The sequence below is a fragment of the Rhodohalobacter sp. genome (assembly GCF_034521535.1).
Classification (GTDB): Bacteria; Bacteroidota; Rhodothermia; order Balneolales; family Balneolaceae; genus Rhodohalobacter.
In genome coordinates this window covers 752,233-770,521 of sequence record NZ_JAXHMF010000005.1, presented here as the reverse complement: position 1 = coordinate 770,521, position 18,289 = coordinate 752,233, and the positions used below count along the sequence as shown (strand labels likewise).

Below are 18,289 nucleotides of genomic sequence, written 5' to 3'. Positions count from 1 at the left end.
ATTTTTAGATTTACAGATAGAACATTTAATTATACAAGCGCCGTATCTCCATCAAATGGTTCCAGTTTTACATGCGTATCATAAAATACGGCACTACCACCCACTTTATCGGATAAACAGGTGTTTTTGAGATGTGGATCTACGCCCATCACGGCATTGGCATGAATACCTCTGCCTCTCCGCTCGTCACCCTTTATAACCTGGCCATCCACCATCATATCTGTGGCTCCGTTACCCCATTGGCCATATCCAAGAGTAAACATGATTCCACCGGGTCGGACGCCTTCGATTACTTTCAGTTGTCCGGCAACCGGTTTTTTGCCCATTTCTCCAAGATCCCATATTCCTTCGGGATTAGAAAGACTGGTGATTTTCACCATATCGCCTTCTTTATATCCCAGCTCATTGGCTGTAATTCTGTTAATCAGAATATAATTTTGAGGATGAATAGCCAACAGCCAGTAAGCAGGATTGGTCCTGGATTTAGTCATCGTACTTCGTTTAAACGTATTCAACCTCAGATTGTATCCTTTCTCCACATCCTGTAACGGCCTGTCAAGCGAATCTTTTGGAAGCTCGTGTATCGAAATCCCGGAAAATGGAATTCCCGTCATGCTGTCTTTAGTGCGAGCTGTTTTTTCCTGATAGAGATTGATCTGTTTATCGTAAGCATTGGCGAGTTTTTCACCATCATACGAATCGTTATATCTTTGGAATCGGCCTCCGCGGTTCATCAGGTAGACAACTTTTTTCCACCACTGTTCACCGGCAGCTTCTCTCCATCGTTCTTCACTATAGGTAGTGAGCCGCAATATGACGTCTGGCCTCATTAAATACCCGGATTTCCTCATCACTGGCATCCGGCAGCCCACCTTCGTGTGACGCAATATTAGCAGCCATTTTCACATAGAAGTGATCGAAGTGAGTAAATTTCTGATTGGGGCCAAAACCATTTGGACCAAAACCGGGCAGATCAAGTTTTTCGGCAAATCCCATCAGCATGGCTTCAAGTGTCATCGGCATCTCTTCACCGTATACTTCGCAAGTGTCAACCAATGGAGTAATGACGGGCGCACGTGTCGGCCCTACCTTAGAAGTTACATTCGGATGTGTTTTATGAAACTCCCAGCGCTCAAAATAGGTGCCGTCCGGGAAGATATAATCTGCAAACATGGATGTAGCTCCAATGTTAATATCATTGGAGATAAACAGTGGTAGTTTTTCGGTATCCGATAGAATTGCATTCAACTTATCACCTGCCGGCAGTGCGTAATTCGGTGCCCCCATGTACAGAATCAATGCCTTTAACGGGTAGGGATACTGATCTCCGATGGATGGAATTACATCCTGGTACACATCGGAAGCAAGCGGATACCACGGTCTTTTTGCAGGATAACCGTCAAAAAGGGTGGAATCCTCATATTTTTCACCGTGCCGGATAATACTTGTTCCGAAAGGCTCAAATTCATCCTCGTGCATAGACATAACAGAATACGCTCCTGAGTTGGCATCATAAACTGCCGGTTGAGACATACCACCTTTCCAGCCAAAATTACCGATGAGTAAGTTTACGCTCATCCAGGCGGTTACACCGTAGTAACCGTTCGTATGCTGAGAAACTCCACGGTGAATATCTACGGCAGCTTTCTTCCCGTGGCTGGTAAATTCACGAGCGAGCTCAACGATATCTTTTTCCTGAATACCACAGACTTCAGCCCACCCTTTAAGAGTATGTTCATCCGCGGAATCTTTTAATAACTGCATACTGCTTTTTACACGGATGCCGCCTACCGTTGTATCTACCAGAAGATCTCCAAAAACAGCAGATCCATCTTTCGGAGAAACAGCGGTTGCTTGTCCATTCTGCATGGCAACAAATCGGTCTCCGCCAAGTCCAACTTCAGACGCCCGTAAGAAATCACCGGGTTTGCCTTCGTCGTCTATCTTTACCAGCCAGGAAGAATTACTCCAGTTGGGTTCTCCAACCTGATCGGATGCCGGTTTGTTCGCGGCAGAAAGATATGTGGAGTCATAGCGCTCATTGTCAATAATCCATTGCGACATGGCGAGAGCCAATCCGGCTTCAGATCCCGGCTTGGCAGGAACCCATTTCCATGCTTTACCACCCAGTTTACCCATACGAGGATCCACAACGGCAAACCTCAATGATCCGTCTGCATAACCATTTGTGATTTTTGGTGTTCGGATTGGAGGCCCATAACCGGCTTCAAACGCATTGGAACCTACAAAAATAATAAACTCACTATTTCCGGTATCCGCCTGCCAGTAGAATTTTTTACCTCCGGTCCATTTTCCATCAATATACTGGGTGTTCATGGCTTTACAGGCAAAATAGAGTGAGCCCTGACACACGGTAGTGTGCCCGTGACGATTAGTTGTTCCAAAAGATTGATTAAAAAATCGTTTTACCATTTCACTTCGTCCGGCTTTCATCCGACCCCAATAATAACAGAGTTGATTATTCTTAGGGCCTAAATCGGGATGGTCAGGATCGATTAAAACATCCAGGTTATCACGGTATTTTCGTTTAAATTGAGCAACCGTCATGCCTCCGGATTTAATATTATCTACATCGGCAGCCATTCTTTTGGCTAAACCTCTATCGCGCAGTTTGTAGATATCCTTCAACCCTTCCACATTTCTATTCTCTTCACCCTCAACATCAGAAAAGATCTGTCCGCCTTCTACGATTTCTTCTACAGCCTGATTAAACGGAATGGATTTGAATTTACCTTCTCCCCTTTTTCCGGTTCTCTTCAGAACTTTACGGATTCGATAGGGATCGTATAAAATCTGGATACCCGCCTGGCCTTTCGGACAAATCGCCCCATCCAGTTTAGCAATATCTTTCTTTGTGGGATCGTGGTCGTAATCGATATGAGGAGTCATTGTCCAAGGGCTGTACGGATTCCCGTCAACCTTGGCCAAAACACCATCTACAAATTTCGTTTTAATACCGCAGCCGGTATTACAGTTCAGGCATGTTGTATAGAGGATATTTTCCGGTTTGGAAATTTCATAAAACTCTTCCGGAGTCAAATCATTGTTTTCAGCCCGTTCAAAAACAGAGCAGCCGGATGCGGCAGTACCTGCAAGCAGGCCTGTGCCACCCAAAAGAGCGGATGTTTTCAAAAAATCCTTACGGGAGATGTTGTTATTCTTTTTTTCGTTTGATTTCATAACAGAAATATTGGGTGTTGAAATTTTTTAGACTCTTGGGAAGTATTCTTTGATGTAGGGCTCTACGAGATAGCGATATCCAACTGTAAATATGAGCAGAGCTAAACCAAAAGCGAATGTAACCACCAGCCACTCTACTCCGGAAGGGCCGTACTCAAATGTCAATTTGTAGTGATGAAATGATTGTTGTAACCCTTCAAGTCCTACCGATGGATAGGCAAGTCCCGGAATGATGATATTTACAGGAACCATAGTAAATCCAACGATATACAGAAAGCAGGCGCTTCCGATTGCAAACAGATTTTTCCGGGCAAAATATAAAAGTGCAAGAGGCACAATAATTCCAATGGCTATGTGAATAATCCAAATAGACCACCAGTAAGGGCCAAACAATATCAGCCTCAAAGCCTCGGAATGAGCAGGGATACTGGGGTAGGCGATGACCACTGCATTTGCCATAACCGCAATGATTCCCAATATGATGCCCCCAAAAAATATTCTGGCTAAATCATAAGCGACGTCTTTATACTGCTGAGTGCCTGTAATTGGAGAAAAAAGGATGTGGAGCAGTGTTAACAGTCCCAATCCGGCCACAACCGACGCTATAAAGAACATTAAAGGAAGCACAGATGCATTCCAGAATGGCCGGGCGGCAATGACTCCAAAAAGGCCCCCAATGTTACCGATCAGGATAATACCGAACGGGATACTGATATAGGCCAGTCGATCAAGCCATTTTTTATTTCGTTTAACCGAATCTTTGCCTTTCCAATAGAAGAACAATTCTCCTCCAAGAATAAAGAGGTAAATGGTATGTAGCCAGATCATCCAGGTCATCATGGAGCCAAACTGCGGACTGGTGTAGGCTTTATAGAATCTGAAAGGGTGTCCAAGGTCCATACCGATGGTAAAAAGAGCGGCGATCAATGCGGCTATAGCTGCCAGGTACACGACAGGCGCCATGATATCCAGCCCCTCTATTTTGAAATAGCGGCGTACTACGAAGAAACTTAAAATCATGCCTACCTCAAGCCAGACAAGAAATACATAAGCACTTACCCAGAGTCCCCAGGGTACGAAGTTCGTCAATGCACCGTGATTGCCATCTACAAGTACCTGATACACGCCTATCGAACCTGCAACCATTGCGACGATGGCGATGACACTAAAGAAGAAAAACTCTTTCTTTCGGTTCAGCCGTGGTTTTGCATCTTTTAAATTCATAGTCTTTTACTTAGAAATTATCGTTGTCTGTTATACCAGGTACCATACTCTTGGCTTGGTTCCCATCTCTTCTTTCAAGCGCATCGTATTTGGTTTACTTATTAGCTCCGATACAAGGCTGTTTGGATCATTTGAATCACCAAAATAGGTGGCATATCCTATACAGGTTGTAACACAGGATGGAAGCATTCCGGCATCCAGTTTATGCGTGCAGAAGTGACACTTACGAACATTGCCAACCGGCGAAGATTTTTCTTCCCGATCCCATCGCTTACCATACTCAAAGTTGGCAAGTGTTTCATAAGGTTGATTTTCATTGGGAGTGCCATCGGTGTAGTTATATCCAAAATCAAACATTCGTGCGTGGTAGGGGCAGGCGGTCATGCAGTACTTACAGCCAATACACTGGTCGTAATCCATATCCACGATTCCATCTTCCCGTATCCAGGTAGCTTTAACGGGGCAAACCGGAACACATGGGGCCGTTTCGCACTGCATGCACGGTCTTGGTATTGAACGACTCGAAACATTGGGATAGGTACCGATCTCTTCATCGATTACCGGACGATAAACAACTGCAGGCGGAAGATGATTCTCTGCAATACATGACACTGTACAGGCACCACAACCTGTGCACTTACGCAGATCTATCACCATTACCCAGCTTCTTTCCTTCATGGGCTTTTGCATCGCCTGCTGCAGTTCATTCTGCATTCGCACGATGACATTTTCAAGCTCATCTTCAGAAAAAGAGACAGACCCTTCAAGGAAGTTGTCTCCGGGATCCTCAGGATTTTGTTCAACAGCAGCGAGCCCCTGTTTCACAAGAACTGACATGGATACCATTCCGGTTCCGAGCAGTGCCATTGCCTGTTTCAGAAATCGTTTACGATTGTTTTCCGGCATTTCCTCCACCGAGTCTTCCGGCTCCAGTCCAAAGATCTCTTTTAGTTGATTTTGATCCTCTACAACTGACAGATCACTAGCTTCCTTATTTTTGTTACTGAATGGATTCATAATCTTTGGATTTTAGTATCGGCTAAAATGAGTAGTAAATGGTTGTTCTCAGAACAATATCTGTTTTGCGGTCTTCAATTTCATCTCTTTTTTCATCATAAATATTAAAATAGAGATTAGGCATGATATTTACCCGATCAATAGGTTGGTATTTCAAACCCAATATTGCAAGGGATTGATTAGAAAAGAATTGAGGATCATTCGGATAAACTTTGCCGGTTTCGTAGTCTGTGTCCGGATTGTACCGGTCGTAGCGGCCAAAAAATTCAACGTCGTCACTAAAGCTTGGAATTTTAAAGGCATAAAATACAGAGTATAAAATTGGCTCTACGTCATTGAATCCCTGTGCAGTTCCAACACTATTTAAAATCCGGGCAACTTCCCCCCCAAAACGAAATTGATCTGTCTCAAAGCCTACAAAACCTCGAAGAATAGAGTTTTCTCTATCATTTCCAAGCGACTTGTAGTTATACATAGTTTCAACTGTTAGGCGGCTGTCCAGGAATTTTGCAAACACAGATCCGGTATATTCAAGCCGTTTGGTTTCCGTTGGCCTGTTTCCGGTTCCGTTTCCTAACAAAGCAGTAAAACCAAAGTTCGAATCCTCATCAAATGTTGCACTGTAAGAGATACCCTGATCGGCAGACCGTCCAATACCCCGGGCATCCAATGCTTCTTTTTCTACGGAACGGTATCCGAATGATTTTTCCGGAAAGGAAAAAATGGGTGTTGGAATAAGCCCGACGCTTACAACATTATTGTGTAGAAAATCAACGGGAACGTCCCATCGAATGTACCCAAGTTTAACAATCGGCGAAAATTTCCCGCTTGGATCTATCGTACCCGAATTTGTTTCAAATAGAACACGAGTGGTTAAGTTACTGGATATATCATGGTCGAAGCCCACATAAATCCTTCGCAGGTTACCTCCGATGGCATTTTTCTCAGTACTCATAAATTCTCCACGCCCCCAAAGATCCTCATCCCCATCAGCCTTCCAGAACATGTCTCCAAAAACGTATCCCCAAACTTCTAATTTGGGATCATCTTCAGAGCTGTCTTGGGCTTCAACTGTTGCAAAACCAAATGCAATAACTAACAAAATGGACCAAGCAAATAACTGTATTAATTTCATTGTAACTGTTCCTCTATTTTTGTGTAAAATTTCACGGCTATATGTTTCAACTCGACTCTGTACTATCTATTTCTGATATTTAGATGCTTTTATCCAATTTAAGGCATTCCAAATAAATCTGAAAATTTTTTCTGTATTTAATTAAGAAATTATCAGGTGTTCTGCAATGGATTGGTAGACATCCCTAAATTCTTTAAATACAGAACGATAATATCTTTGAAAAGCTTTTTTAGATATAGACAACGTAAAGAATGCCCGAGAAAAAGGGTATGATATCAGTCAGTTACTAACATGACATTTGTCATGTTTCGGTAAAATCTATTTGAATAAAAGCTTATTTAAACGCGGGTACCGGTTGGATTTAATATCGGAATAGTCCCTCCGTCGGCTGACGGAGGGAAAGCGATCCCGATCCCGAAAGCTTTCGGGAGGAGAGCAGGGGGATGACCAGATGAGTATTGATTTCACCCAAATTTTTAGTGTTTGGTTCAAATCAAGTAATTATCATCCCCCATTGCCCCCAAAAGTGAAACACTCTCTAATACAACCCCAACCGGTAAACCCGTTTATTTAAATATTTCATGACTCTACGCCATTATTGGCCAGCTCTTCGAGTTTGGTTCGATTTAAAATCCTAATCTCTTTACCGTTTAGGGATATAACTTCATTCTTTTTGAACTCTGAAAAGTATCGGATAAGAGATTCCGTGGCCGTGCCGACAATGTTTGCAATATCTTCCCTTTTTAAAGATACATTTAATGATATCCCGTCCTCCTTATATCCGAAAAATTCTTCGAGCAACAACAGAACTTTTGCCGTTCGTTCGCGTACCGACCTGTGCGCCATATCCGTTAAATTTAACTCTGCCACTTCTAGATCTTTGGCTAAATGCCGCATAATTTTTAATGCTAACTTTCCATTCTGCTCTAGAAGTTGAATAAAATTGTCCTTGGGAATCATGCAAATAACGCACTCATCCAATGCAACTGCGGAAGCAGCGTAATTATCCCCGGAAATCAATGACCGATAGCCCAAAATATCCCCTTCTTTTGCAAATCGCGTAATCTGTTCTCTTCCCTCTATTCCTCTTTTAGTTAAAATCACTTTCCCTTTTTCAATAGAAAATAATCCCATTGGCCGGTTTCCTTCTTGAAAAATGGTTTGACCCTTTTTGTAAGCATTACATACTTTGTTCTCACGAATCACTTCGGGGTTTGAAATATCAATTTCATCAAAGTAGGTGTGATCAAGCACATTGCAATCATCACCGGTTTTGTTTGATTTTGAATAGGATTGACTCATAAAAGTCAGAAGAATAGAGTTCGAATTGAGCAGTTTTATGTAAATTTATTCCTTAAGCTAAAATAACTTAAAGTATATTCGATATAAAGCCATTGAATTTAGCAATATAAAAAGTCCCCTCCTTTCCCAAAGAGGAGATTTAGGCTGACATTACTCATGTAATCTTGGATTTATTAAAAATGATATATAAAGTACATCCACAGATTAAACTGTTTCCCTTATTCCTTTTGGGCCGCCAAAAGGAATCATCCCGAGGTGTCGGGACCCGGGCGGTGATTGCTTCCGGGCGTGGTTTGCCTTCAAGGCATTTACAACAGCTAAAATTATAAACAGTATGGGTAATAGCTAGCGGGACTTAAGGGTGGTTGACTTAGGTTTATGAGTTAATTTCTCAATTATAAATCCATCTTAAAATCTGAAAACAACCCCCAGGAGACTGTCCAAAAAGGTGTATTTGAAATATGGATGGTTTAATTATTTAAGTTTTCTTCGTGAACCTTTGTGACTTTGAGACTTCGTGGCAATAAATCACGGTTTTTGCCACGAAGTGGCGAGGACACGAAGCAGTACGACGGGCATGTTTCAAAAAATTTAAATTAAATAATTTAAGCCGAGCTTCGATCATAAATACTATTTAGACAGCCTCAGACACTTTTTCTAAATTCTTATCTTGAGCTCACGTAAACTTAACAAGAGTTATGTAAAAGGTCTTTTCAAAAGCCATCTTGTCCGAGGTCTCTAATATTACAATGGAAAAGTTCTTACTTTAAAAGATGCCGTTTTTTAAAACATAAGATACATGTAGGACTCTGTAAATGAATCATTCAATTACTGTATACATCCTGGCCGGCGGTGAAAGCCGAAGATTTGGCGAAAATAAGGCACTTTATCTTTTTAAAGATAAGCCTATGATTTCACACGTAATTGAACAGATTTCAGGTGTATCCCAAAACGTGGTTATCATAGGCAAAAACGAGAAACTGTATGAAACCTTTGGCTATCCGGTAATAGAAGATCTGCTTCCCTACCAAACTCCGCTGGCAGGAATTTACACCGGGCTCATGAACAGCAGTACGGAGTGGAATTTTTTCATTGCCTGTGATATGCCTTTTTTTAGTTCAGAAAACCTACTGACGTTAATTGAAGCCATACCCAAAGACAAAACCGATCTTGAAATCATAGCCCCGAAAACAGAACAGGGCATTGAGCCCATGGCCGCTCTTTATCACAAATCTCTGGGTCCGTCAATTGTAGAGAACCAGAAAGAAATCTATTCACTCAAAGGATTTATCCGCAGCCGTAATCATCTGCTGATCGATTTTAAATCGTCCCTTCCTTTCCGAAATATCAATACGAAAGATCAGCTTGATAAGCTGGATCCTTGATTTACAAAATCCGAACTACAGGAACCACATCACCTTTTGCATATTCACAGCCGGCCTCAAAATGGACAAAACAGTCTGCCGATGAGAGATGATGCAGCAAATGCGACTGTATTCCCGGCAGAGTGGTTACCTGCCTTTCCGCTTTGCTGAAACTCAAATGCGCCGGAACAAATTCGTCCCGGGTCTCTTTAGCAGAATAATCATTCAGCAATATTGCAGTCTCCTCATTTACCGTTTGATGATCTCTGAGCCGGATGATTCGTGTCAGATAAAATACAGCACAAAAGAAAGCTGAAATCGGATTCCCCGGAAGAGCCAGAATAGCTGTGTCATCAATTTTTCCATATGAAAAAGGTTTTCCCGGTTTCTGGCGCACTTTTCGGACTTTAAATTCAGCACCCAGCGATTCAAAAACGGGAACCACAAAATCGTATGCCCCTGCTGAAACACCACCTGTGGTAACAACGATGTCATAATCTTCAATAAGATGTTTGAAACGTACCGTCATCGCTTCCTTATCATCAGCTAACGGTGGAAAGCTCTCTACTGTAACTGACGGGAAGCTTTGCAGCCAGCTCTGCAGCACCGGCCCGTTCGTATTTCGTTTTTCATCCAGCTCATTGCCGGTAACCTGAATTGCAATCCGGGTTTTCCGCAAAACTGAAACCTCAGAATACCCGTTACTTTTCAGCACCCCTATATCTCCCGGAACCATCTGTTTCCCCTCCTTCAGAAGTATTTCTCCTTTTTTATAGCCCTCCCCTTTTTTTCGGATAGGATTTTTCGAGGGGATCTTTTCAACGACAATGGTTTGATGATCTTTTTTTCGGATCAGCTCAATCGGTATCACAAAATCAGCCCCTTCCGGTATTCTGCTGCCGGTTGTAATATATGCGCACATGCCGGGCTTTAATTTGCCGCCGTCTTCATCTTCCGGACGAATTTCAAAGTCCGTGCTAAATTCTCTTTTTCCACTATCCAGATCAGATTTTTGAAAAGCATAACCATCCATCGCAGAGTTGTCATAGGCCGGGAAATCTGATTCTGCTTTTATCTGTTCAGCCAGGATTCTGCCGTTAACTTCAGTAACCGGAATCTTCTCCGTTTTCCGAATACCTTCTGTAGCCCGGTCGATAATATTGAGTGCCGTTTGAACATCCGTCATAGACTTAAATTTTTTTTGAACCTGAGTTCGATTCTTAATTTTTAATGAAATATCCCAAAAGTGAGGCTGTCCCAAAAGACATATTAGTTTAAATAGCGCTTAAATAATTTAGGTTTTCTTTTCAGACTCACCCTATTTCCCTCTCTAACTAATAGAGAGGGATACAAAGTCTAAATTATTTAAGCTTGGTCTTGTGTTGATTCACTTTTTGGACAACCTCACTCAGGGGTGGTTGAAAAAGGCCGCCACTTAGCTTTTTTGTTTTTTTTGCATAAACAAAAGTACCGCAACCACCCCCAACACCTCCTTATGAAGGAGGGGAACGTAATTTATCATAATTTCAAAATCGAACTTAGGTTTTGATTAATTTATAGAATTAACATTTTAATACCGGCTACGGTTAGTACAATGGCAAGCATCACTTTAATCAAATCCGGTCTTTTTGTTTTCACTCCTAAAAGTGAGCCGATCACACCTCCCAACAGGACCGGTATTGAAAGTTGCAGTGCCCCGCCCCATAATATAGTTGTAGTGAAGGCATGCCCCAAAAGTCCGCTCGCTGAATTAACCAATATAAAAAGAGCACTTACAGCGGCAATTTCCCGGATTTTTCCCCATTTCATAAAAAGCATAAATGGAGTTAAAAAAATACCTCCGCCAACGCCAATCAATCCGGAAAGAAATCCGATTCCCCCACCGGAAAAGAGTGCTCCTGAAATATTTACTTTTTTAACTTCATCGAAAGTGATGTTGTAGATAACCCTGAATACAATAACTCCGGCCATCGTCAATAGCACAATACCCACCATGATATAGAAGATTTCAGCCTTTATCTGCAGCCAACCTCCTAGAAAAGCGGCCGGAATTGAACCCAGTGCAAACGGCCAGAAAAGACTCCATCTAAAATACCCCTCCCGGCTGTAGTTGAAAAATGCCGTTGAAGAGACGATAATATTTAAGATGAGAACGACAGGCACGAGCTGGGGAGTCAGAAATCCTGTCAGCGCCAGAATGGCCAGATAGCCGGAGGCTCCACCATGACCCACTGAACTGTATATAAACGCGATTATAAAAAAGAGAAAGTAGAGGTAAATCGGCAGTTCCAGCATGAATAAACTTATTTGTATCTATTTTTTTTGATGAATAGATAATCAAAATATGATTTTATTGATTTAGATACATGGTTTAACTCTGATTCTGTCCTGATCAAGTTTAGCTTTATCCGACCTAGCCGAATCAATCTTTTTTGCCATACTTCACAGCCAGGCTCACTTGTCCGGCATGATAGGCTGTATGCGTGGTGATTCTGCCCAGGGCTTCCGCACGGCTTACGGTTCCAAATTCGGCTGTGGTTACCTCTCCTTCCCAATCCTCGATCTTTTGAATAGCTGCTCCAAGTTCCTCACCTGCTTTTTCAATCAGTTCCAAGAGCGGCTCAAGTTCGTTAAACTGTCCCCGGTCTTTGGCGATCGAGCCAATCGTCTGAGCTTTTACATTCAGATCCCGTCCGAATACATTTTTTGCAAACAGCAGCTCTACCTCGGCAATGTGACGTAAAAGCCAACCCGCACTGTTTGATTCAGGATGTAGCCGATTCAGCAAGCTGCTCTCCTCAATGTTGTCCAGTTGATTTGTGAGACGTGTTCGCCCCATTTTCCACATGTCAAAATATGATTGCTTGCTCATTTTAATCTCCAATTTGTTGTTTTTAAAAGTTTATTGATATCTCTTATTCAACCGCGAAACTGGTTTATTACTTTCCCCCTTCGAAGGGGGCCAGGGGGATGACCAGGATGACCAATCCAACCTGACATCGTATTCGGAGGGTTCCTGTCAGTGGGTCGCTCCTACGGAGCTTCCCATTTCTTCTGCTTTCTTCATCCCGGGGTTGAAACCCCGGGCTATTATGTTGCACGCTCCGATGGAGCTCAGTTGGAATCAGATGACAAATTCAACCTGACAACACCATCAGGACCGTGTCCGCCTGCCGGCTGATCTGTCAGCGTTGAATATTTACTTCCTAATCCGACGCTGTCAGGATTTTCACTTCGTGTTCAAAAAATGAGCGCTTCGCTAAACGCTGACAGGTCTTCTTCTTTTAATGCAAAATATATATCTGACTACGTAAAGCGGTCTGAAACATTTTTTTGCACATTATTTATCAGCTCTCCCCCTTTCTTAGCATATCCGCAAAAGCATCCGGTAATGGACTTTCCTCAACAGCCTTTGCCGCTTTTTCAACATCATATTCAACCCGGACAAATGTCACATCCAGTCCATCCGGATCGTTCAGGTCCAGATCGTCTTCCCACTCCAGCATCACATAGCAAGCCCGTGGGTCGCCATCTTTTGGTTTGCCAACCGACCCGATATTTATCGCGTGCCGTAAAGTACCATCATCATTTTCCAATACTTTATGCCATGGCTTATGAGTATGACCAAATGCCATGATATCGGCACCGGCATTTTCCATCATTCGATTGATGCTTTTATCTGTGCGGTCTTCATAAAGGTATTCATTGATTTTTCGGGGACTCCCATGAACCAAAAGCAGATGGTAAGGATCGGTATTGACTCCGAATTCTATTCTTAGATGAGCAGGCAGGGAACGCAGGTAAGAGCGGTTGTCATCAGATATCATTTTGTTCGTAAATGCAATAGACTCTGCACCCAGCGCTTTATCTTCGTCTGTTTTGTAGGCACATCCACAGTCATCGCTTTTCAATCCCACACCTTGGTCATAATTTCCGGCAATGACCGGAATTCCTTTTGATCGTATTGTTTCAATCACTTCGTTCGGATAGGGATAAGCTACTAACCAGCTACAAGATCCGATTCAACGGATGCGGATACTCTCAAAGCGGACCACAGTGCCTGTCGAATATTCGCTGTAACGCTAAATCGTCGTTTTCATAAACATGACGTTCATAGGTAAGTCTAAAGTGAGGTCAGCCTATCTGCGATGTATCTGCACTAATCAGCGGGATTGTTCAGTAGAGACTTGATCATCCTATTTAGGTAAGGATCCTGCATCAACGTGGGTCAGCTCCTACGGAGCTTGCCAATTCTTCTGCTTTCTTCATCCCGGGTTGAACCCCGGGCTATTGTGTTGCACGCTCCGATGGAGCTCTGTTGGAATCAGATGACAAATTCAACCTGACAGCACCAAAAGGACCGCGTCCGCCTGCCGGCTGATCTGTCAGCGTTTAATGTTTACTTCCTAATCCGACGTTGTCAGGATTTTCACTTCGTGCCTGCCCTCCGAAACTTTGTGCAGGCGGGTTCAAAAAATGAGCGCTTCGCTACAAACGCTGACAGGTCTATGATTAAATCATATCCGTCTGACCGCGGGAAGCGGTCTGACGGAGCGTAAAAAACTACACCTGGCTCATCATATAAAACATCTCGGTTCCGATTTGCCGGCAGCGCTCATCGTAGGTCTCTTTTTCGTGATCTGTGCCATCCGACTCTTTTGGATCGCGATAGGTAACAGCTTTGCGGAATGATGTCCCCGGAACAAACGGGCAGTTTTCATCCGCATCGGAGCAGGTCATAATGGCGGCGAAGTTTTTTTCCGGATTTTCCGAATCATCAAATTTTTTGGAGAAGCAGATCATTGGCTCTGCCTCTTCTGAGAATTTTATTTCATACCTGGGGTTCTCACCAACCGGACTATTAACATGAAATCCTGCACGCTCAACTGCAGCAACCGCTCTGGGATTAAATGCGGTCGCCTCCGTTCCGCCGGAGTAGGTTTCAACTCCTTCAATATCGTAGTAGTGAGCGGCTGTCTGTGTCCAGATCTGCGCCAGGTGACTCCGCCGGCTGTTGTGCGTGCAGATGAAGTTGAGTTTAACAGTGTCGTTCTCATCCAGTTCTTTGGAGATATACTTAGCGACTTCCTGCAAAGTCTGCTTTCGTTCTTCCGGAATAGATTCAAAATCCTGAGTCAGTTCCGAGATGGTTTTTTTCAGTTTTGAGTACATGTGGTTTTAATAGTTAGCTTTTAAATATTTATTGATGCTCCCCTCTAGAGCCTGCCTGTGCTAAAGCTTCGGCAGACAGGAGGGGAAATGTAAAGATGAAAGCGCAAAGCGCGATTCATCAAGCGAGGGGTGTGTTGTTCGAATGCGGCTACAGATTCAATCCTATTTTTATTTGTACTTTCACGCTTGGAACACACCCCTGCCGGTTTCGCTTAACGCTCACCCGTCTGTCCCCTCTCAAGAGGGGATGACAAATCCGACCTGACAGCGTTGAGTTGGGTGATTCTTATTTAATCTCACCAACCGGAAACAAACTGTGGGTCGCTCCTACGGAGCTTCTAATTTCTTCTGCTTTCTTCATCCCGGGGTTGAAACCCCGGGCTATTATGTTTCCCGCTCCGATGGAGCTCTGTTGGAATCAGATGACAAATTCAACCTGACAGCACCAAAAAGACCGTGTCCGTCTGCCACCTACGCTGATCTGTCAGCGTTGAAACTTGTACCTGCACGACACTGTCTACTATTTCAATTTATACTATTCTTCAAGCGAACATCTTATTTCTCAACTTCCCCCTTCGAAGGGGGGCGGGGGGATGACCAATCCAACCTGTCAACGAAACCTAATGAATTTCATGGATTCCTGTCAGCGTTGAGTATTTACTGCCTAATCCGACGCTGTCAGGATTTTCACTGCGTGCCTGCCCTCCGAAACTTTGTGCAGGCGGGTTCAAAAAATGATGCACTTGTCAGCTACGAGTAACTACTGACCAGGTCTGACGGGAGTTGGATATCAGCAGCATGTCTGAACTAACTCATCCGACAGTTCAGAGAGTAAACTTTTCAGCTCCCGAACTCCCTCCGGATTCAGACAGTAGCAGGTTCGCACACCTTCCACCTCACCCTTGATCAAACCGGCATTTTTCAATGCTTTTAAATGCTGTGAGACCGTAGACTGTGCCAGCGGAATAATTTCAGTAATATCTCCGCAAAAGCAGGTGTTCTTCTGTGTTAAAATTTTCAGGATGGCAATCCTTGCCGGATGCCCCAGTGCTTTCGCTATGGCCGCCGACCGCTTGATAGCGGGATCGTCCAGTTTTATAGGGTTGGCTTGTATCATGGCTTATCCATTTAATTTATGTCATTGAGACCTGTCACTTTGAGTTCGATTTTTAAAGTAGATATAGATGTCATGAAAGTCCCCTCATTTCCAAGGAGGGGATTTAGGGGAGGTTCAATTGGTGGATTAAGTACATTAAAGACATAAATCCCAAGGCTACCACCCCTCGCCCCTCCTTACACAGGAGGGGAAACAATAATCAGCATTCAATAATCATTCTCAAAATGTCAGGTTTTGGAAACTGACAGGTCTGGCAAACTTATCTTATTCACTTTTTTCCGCGTAAACAGTAATACTGTAAATTCCGGTGTCTGAGTTTTTAAATGACTTCAGTTCCTCTTCAGAGAGATAATTCAAAAGCATCTCATCCGGAAGCTGAATCTCTTTCATTTTTTGGACCGTGATATTCTCGAAACCGGTATTTTTCACAATATCCAGATATTCATCTTTGTCGATTGCTCCGGCCACGCAACCCGCATACATCTCGGCATCCTCTTTGATGGCATCAGGCAGATCACCTGCAATTACCACATCTGAGATACTAAAATGACCACCGTTCTTTAAAATCCGATAGGTTTCGGCAAAGGCTTTCTCCTTATCCGGCACCAGATTCAGTACACAATTGCTTACAACCACATCGGCGATGGAATCATCCAATGGCATCTCTTCGATGTCGCCCAACACAAAATCCACATTGTCAAACCCCAGCTTAATGGCATTTAACGTTGACTTCTGAATCATAGCCTCGGTCATATCCAGGCCAATCACCCTGCCTGACTCTCCTACAACCTGACGGGCCACAAACGCATCATTACCGGCACCGGATCCCAGATCTACAACGGTATCACCCGGCTTCATTTTTGCAAACTCTGTTGGAAGGCCGCAACCCAGACCGAGATCCGCATCCGGATTATATCCTTCCAGCTTACTATAGTCGTCTGAAAATATGGTGTAGTCTACATTGCTGTCAGTTGAACAGCATCCGCTGGGCCCACAGCAACCTGCCTGATCCGAACTGCGACTGATCTCTGCATATTTATCCTTTACGGACTGCTTGATTTCATCTGATGTTTTTATCTGAATTTTGGTACTCATGTTAAATCTTTTGAAATAGGTTTAGAGATATTGAACAGGTAAAAATGAACCTGCTCGATTGATCGTATATTTACGATGAATATAAGACCACTCTGACTGATTACAAAATTATATTTGGCATAAAACCTCCAAGGTTTTGAAAACCCTGGAGGTTTAGGTTTATAATTCCTCTTTAACCTTCAATTCCCTCAAATCATACCCGGTAGGCTGCTGGTAAATTTTGAGTCCGAATTCAGGAGCTATTGCCAGAAGGTGATCAAAAACATCTGATTGAATTCCCTCGTATTCAACCCATGCCGTTGTGTTTGTAAAGAAGTAGATCTGTAGCGGCAATCCTGTTTCAGTTGCTTCAAGCTGCCGGACAATCATGGTCATATCCTGTCGGGCATTCGGATGATTTTTCAGATACTCAATCACATAGCGCCGGAATGTACCGATATTGGTGAGCCAGCGACCATTCGTGAGCGTAGACGTGTACCCTTTCAGATGCTTCTCGTTGTACTCCCCAATCTCCATCATCTTCTCCTCCATGTATTTCGAAAGAAGATGCGATTTTTTCAGTTTTTGTATCTCATTGAATGTGAGAAACCGAACCGTAGAAATGTCGATTTTGATTGATCGCATCACTCGGCGGCCACCCGACTCCTGCATTCCGCGCCAGTTGCGGAAACTGTGCTCCAGAAATTTATGAGTTGGAATCACTGAAATAGTTTTATCCCAGTTTTGAACTCGAACCGTATTCAGCGCGATGTCGATTACATCACCATTCGCATCAAACTGAGGCATATCGATCCAGTCTCCCACTCGAATGAGATCATTGCTGGTCAGCTGAACGCTCGCTACCAGGGATAGAAGAGTGTCGCGGAAGAGCAGCAGGATAATCGCCATGATGGCACCAATCCCACTCAGGAAGTACCAGGGCGATTTATCAGCCAGGCTTGATATAATAAAGAATCCTGCCAGTACATATACAAGCACTTTACCCAGTTGAATATAGCTTTTGATCGGGGTCAGATGTGCATCCGGCCGTTTCTGATAGAGTGAGTGAATGGATGATAAAAATGCATCAAAGACGCGTGCACCCACCAGAATCATCATTGCAGCTGTGATCCTGAGAATAAAGCTGGTAAGGTCCTCATGGAATTCGGGTACCAGCTCCAGACCGTTGTAAATAATCAACAGCGGGATCATAAACAGTGCCCGCTGGGGAAGTTGTTGCCTCAGCAGAATTGCGTACCAGTCTGATTCTGTCTTCTCATCAAATTTGGTTAGCAATCGGATAATCCACACACGGATAAAGATGTGTACAATCGCCGAGATTAAAAATATGAGAGCCAAACCAATAGCCGCCTCAGAACTTTCACTCCGCATATTTTCCGGCAGTATCTTTGATAGAATTTCAATCAAATTCGACTGTAAAAAAGTCGTTACAAGCATATCATTTTTATTTCTGAAAAATTATGGTTTCCCACCCGTCTCAATTAATCCAAAAGGTAATAAGATCAGCCAAATGATACAGAAGAATTCTGATGCGGGATTCAGTGGAATTTTATTGTTAATGTGATTGATGATCAAAACGACCCGGTCATTGTCCTTCGATGGATCAACAGTTCAAAATATTGGAGATTTTGTATCGAAAGTATATCAAGCCAAGATGTAGCC

15 protein-coding genes are annotated in these 18,289 nt (G+C 43.3%); 1 reads left to right on the top strand and 14 read right to left on the bottom strand.

Features of this window, described 5'->3' with window-relative positions; genetic code table 11:
* Positions 1-29 precede the first annotated feature (29 nt).
* From U5K35_RS10320 to U5K35_RS10295, 6 genes are all read right to left on the bottom strand, one after another.
* Positions 30-830 (bottom strand): molybdopterin dinucleotide binding domain-containing protein, encoded by an 801-nt coding sequence (locus U5K35_RS10320; RefSeq protein ID WP_322571376.1) that lies wholly within the window; start codon positions 828-830, stop codon positions 30-32.
* A complete protein-coding gene (locus tag U5K35_RS10315) occupies positions 793-3,201 on the bottom strand; it encodes a molybdopterin-dependent oxidoreductase (RefSeq protein WP_322571375.1) in 2,409 nt (802 codons plus the stop codon). The genes U5K35_RS10320 and U5K35_RS10315 overlap by 38 nt, the downstream gene beginning before the upstream one ends.
* Positions 3,202-3,228: 27 nt before the next feature.
* Positions 3,229-4,425: an NrfD/PsrC family molybdoenzyme membrane anchor subunit gene (nrfD, locus tag U5K35_RS10310; protein ID WP_322571374.1), complete on the bottom strand. Its 1,197-nt coding sequence runs from the start codon at positions 4,423-4,425 to the stop codon at positions 3,229-3,231.
* A 30-nt stretch (positions 4,426-4,455) separates the two neighbouring features.
* A complete protein-coding gene (locus U5K35_RS10305; RefSeq protein WP_416221628.1) occupies positions 4,456-5,331 on the bottom strand; it encodes a 4Fe-4S dicluster domain-containing protein in 876 nt (291 codons plus the stop codon).
* Between the two features lie 133 nt (positions 5,332-5,464).
* Entirely contained in the window at positions 5,465-6,577 is a 1,113-nt protein-coding gene (locus U5K35_RS10300) for a hypothetical protein (protein WP_322571372.1), read from the bottom strand.
* Positions 6,578-7,156: 579 nt separating this feature from the next.
* Positions 7,157-7,879, bottom strand: a complete 723-nt coding sequence (locus tag U5K35_RS10295; RefSeq protein WP_322571371.1) for a Crp/Fnr family transcriptional regulator — start codon at positions 7,877-7,879, stop codon at positions 7,157-7,159.
* A gap of 815 nt (positions 7,880-8,694) precedes the next feature.
* Between U5K35_RS10295 and mobA the strand changes: the two genes are divergently transcribed.
* Positions 8,695-9,264, top strand: a complete 570-nt coding sequence (gene mobA, locus U5K35_RS10290; RefSeq protein WP_322571370.1) for a molybdenum cofactor guanylyltransferase — start codon at positions 8,695-8,697, stop codon at positions 9,262-9,264.
* A gap of 1 nt (position 9,265) precedes the next feature.
* Here mobA and U5K35_RS10285 read toward each other — a convergent pair whose 3' ends face one another.
* The 8 genes from U5K35_RS10285 to U5K35_RS10250 all read right to left on the bottom strand — a co-directional run bounded on the left by U5K35_RS10285 (position 9,266) and on the right by U5K35_RS10250 (position 18,064).
* Positions 9,266-10,429, bottom strand: a complete 1,164-nt coding sequence (locus U5K35_RS10285) for a molybdopterin molybdotransferase MoeA (RefSeq protein WP_322571369.1) — start codon at positions 10,427-10,429, stop codon at positions 9,266-9,268.
* 368 nt (positions 10,430-10,797) lie between these two features.
* Positions 10,798-11,538 (bottom strand): sulfite exporter TauE/SafE family protein, encoded by a 741-nt coding sequence (locus U5K35_RS10280; RefSeq protein WP_322571368.1) that lies wholly within the window; start codon positions 11,536-11,538, stop codon positions 10,798-10,800.
* Between the two features lie 127 nt (positions 11,539-11,665).
* Positions 11,666-12,115 carry a DinB family protein gene (locus tag U5K35_RS10275; protein ID WP_322571367.1) on the bottom strand — a complete coding sequence of 150 codons (450 nt, stop codon included), beginning with the start codon at positions 12,113-12,115 and terminating at the stop codon, positions 11,666-11,668.
* A gap of 475 nt (positions 12,116-12,590) precedes the next feature.
* On the bottom strand, positions 12,591-13,220 hold the full coding sequence (locus U5K35_RS10270; protein ID WP_322571366.1) for a metallophosphoesterase family protein: 630 nt from the start codon (positions 13,218-13,220) through the stop codon (positions 12,591-12,593).
* Between the two features lie 586 nt (positions 13,221-13,806).
* Positions 13,807-14,415: a protein-tyrosine-phosphatase gene (locus tag U5K35_RS10265; protein ID WP_322571365.1), complete on the bottom strand. Its 609-nt coding sequence runs from the start codon at positions 14,413-14,415 to the stop codon at positions 13,807-13,809.
* Between the two features lie 790 nt (positions 14,416-15,205).
* Positions 15,206-15,532: a metalloregulator ArsR/SmtB family transcription factor gene (locus U5K35_RS10260; protein WP_322571364.1), complete on the bottom strand. Its 327-nt coding sequence runs from the start codon at positions 15,530-15,532 to the stop codon at positions 15,206-15,208.
* Positions 15,533-15,796: 264 nt separating this feature from the next.
* Entirely contained in the window at positions 15,797-16,609 is an 813-nt protein-coding gene (locus U5K35_RS10255) for an arsenite methyltransferase (RefSeq protein ID WP_416221627.1), read from the bottom strand.
* Between the two features lie 177 nt (positions 16,610-16,786).
* The gene (locus U5K35_RS10250) at positions 16,787-18,064 is read right to left on the bottom strand and encodes a mechanosensitive ion channel family protein (RefSeq protein WP_322571362.1); all 1,278 of its coding nucleotides are present in this window, start codon (positions 18,062-18,064) and stop codon (positions 16,787-16,789) included.
* Positions 18,065-18,289 lie beyond the last annotated feature (225 nt).

Excerpts from the sequence above, each read along its gene's own strand:
- U5K35_RS10320 (WP_322571376.1), bottom strand. The coding sequence starts at position 830 with ATGAGGCCAGACGTCATATTGCGGCTCACTACCTATAGTGAAGAACGA.
- U5K35_RS10315 (WP_322571375.1), bottom strand. The coding sequence starts at position 3,201 with ATGAAATCAAACGAAAAAAAGAATAACAACATCTCCCGTAAGGATTTT.
- nrfD (WP_322571374.1), bottom strand. The coding sequence starts at position 4,425 with ATGAATTTAAAAGATGCAAAACCACGGCTGAACCGAAAGAAAGAGTTT.
- U5K35_RS10305 (WP_416221628.1), bottom strand. The coding sequence starts at position 5,331 with ATGCCGGAAAACAATCGTAAACGATTTCTGAAACAGGCAATGGCACTG.
- U5K35_RS10300 (WP_322571372.1), bottom strand. The coding sequence starts at position 6,577 with ATGAAATTAATACAGTTATTTGCTTGGTCCATTTTGTTAGTTATTGCA.
- U5K35_RS10295 (WP_322571371.1), bottom strand. The coding sequence starts at position 7,879 with ATGAGTCAATCCTATTCAAAATCAAACAAAACCGGTGATGATTGCAAT.
- mobA (WP_322571370.1), top strand. The coding sequence starts at position 8,695 with ATGAATCATTCAATTACTGTATACATCCTGGCCGGCGGTGAAAGCCGA.
- U5K35_RS10285 (WP_322571369.1), bottom strand. The coding sequence starts at position 10,429 with ATGACGGATGTTCAAACGGCACTCAATATTATCGACCGGGCTACAGAA.
- U5K35_RS10280 (WP_322571368.1), bottom strand. The coding sequence starts at position 11,538 with ATGCTGGAACTGCCGATTTACCTCTACTTTCTCTTTTTTATAATCGCG.
- U5K35_RS10275 (WP_322571367.1), bottom strand. The coding sequence starts at position 12,115 with ATGAGCAAGCAATCATATTTTGACATGTGGAAAATGGGGCGAACACGT.
- U5K35_RS10265 (WP_322571365.1), bottom strand. The coding sequence starts at position 14,415 with ATGTACTCAAAACTGAAAAAAACCATCTCGGAACTGACTCAGGATTTT.
- U5K35_RS10260 (WP_322571364.1), bottom strand. The coding sequence starts at position 15,532 with ATGATACAAGCCAACCCTATAAAACTGGACGATCCCGCTATCAAGCGG.
- U5K35_RS10250 (WP_322571362.1), bottom strand. The coding sequence starts at position 18,064 with ATGCTTGTAACGACTTTTTTACAGTCGAATTTGATTGAAATTCTATCA.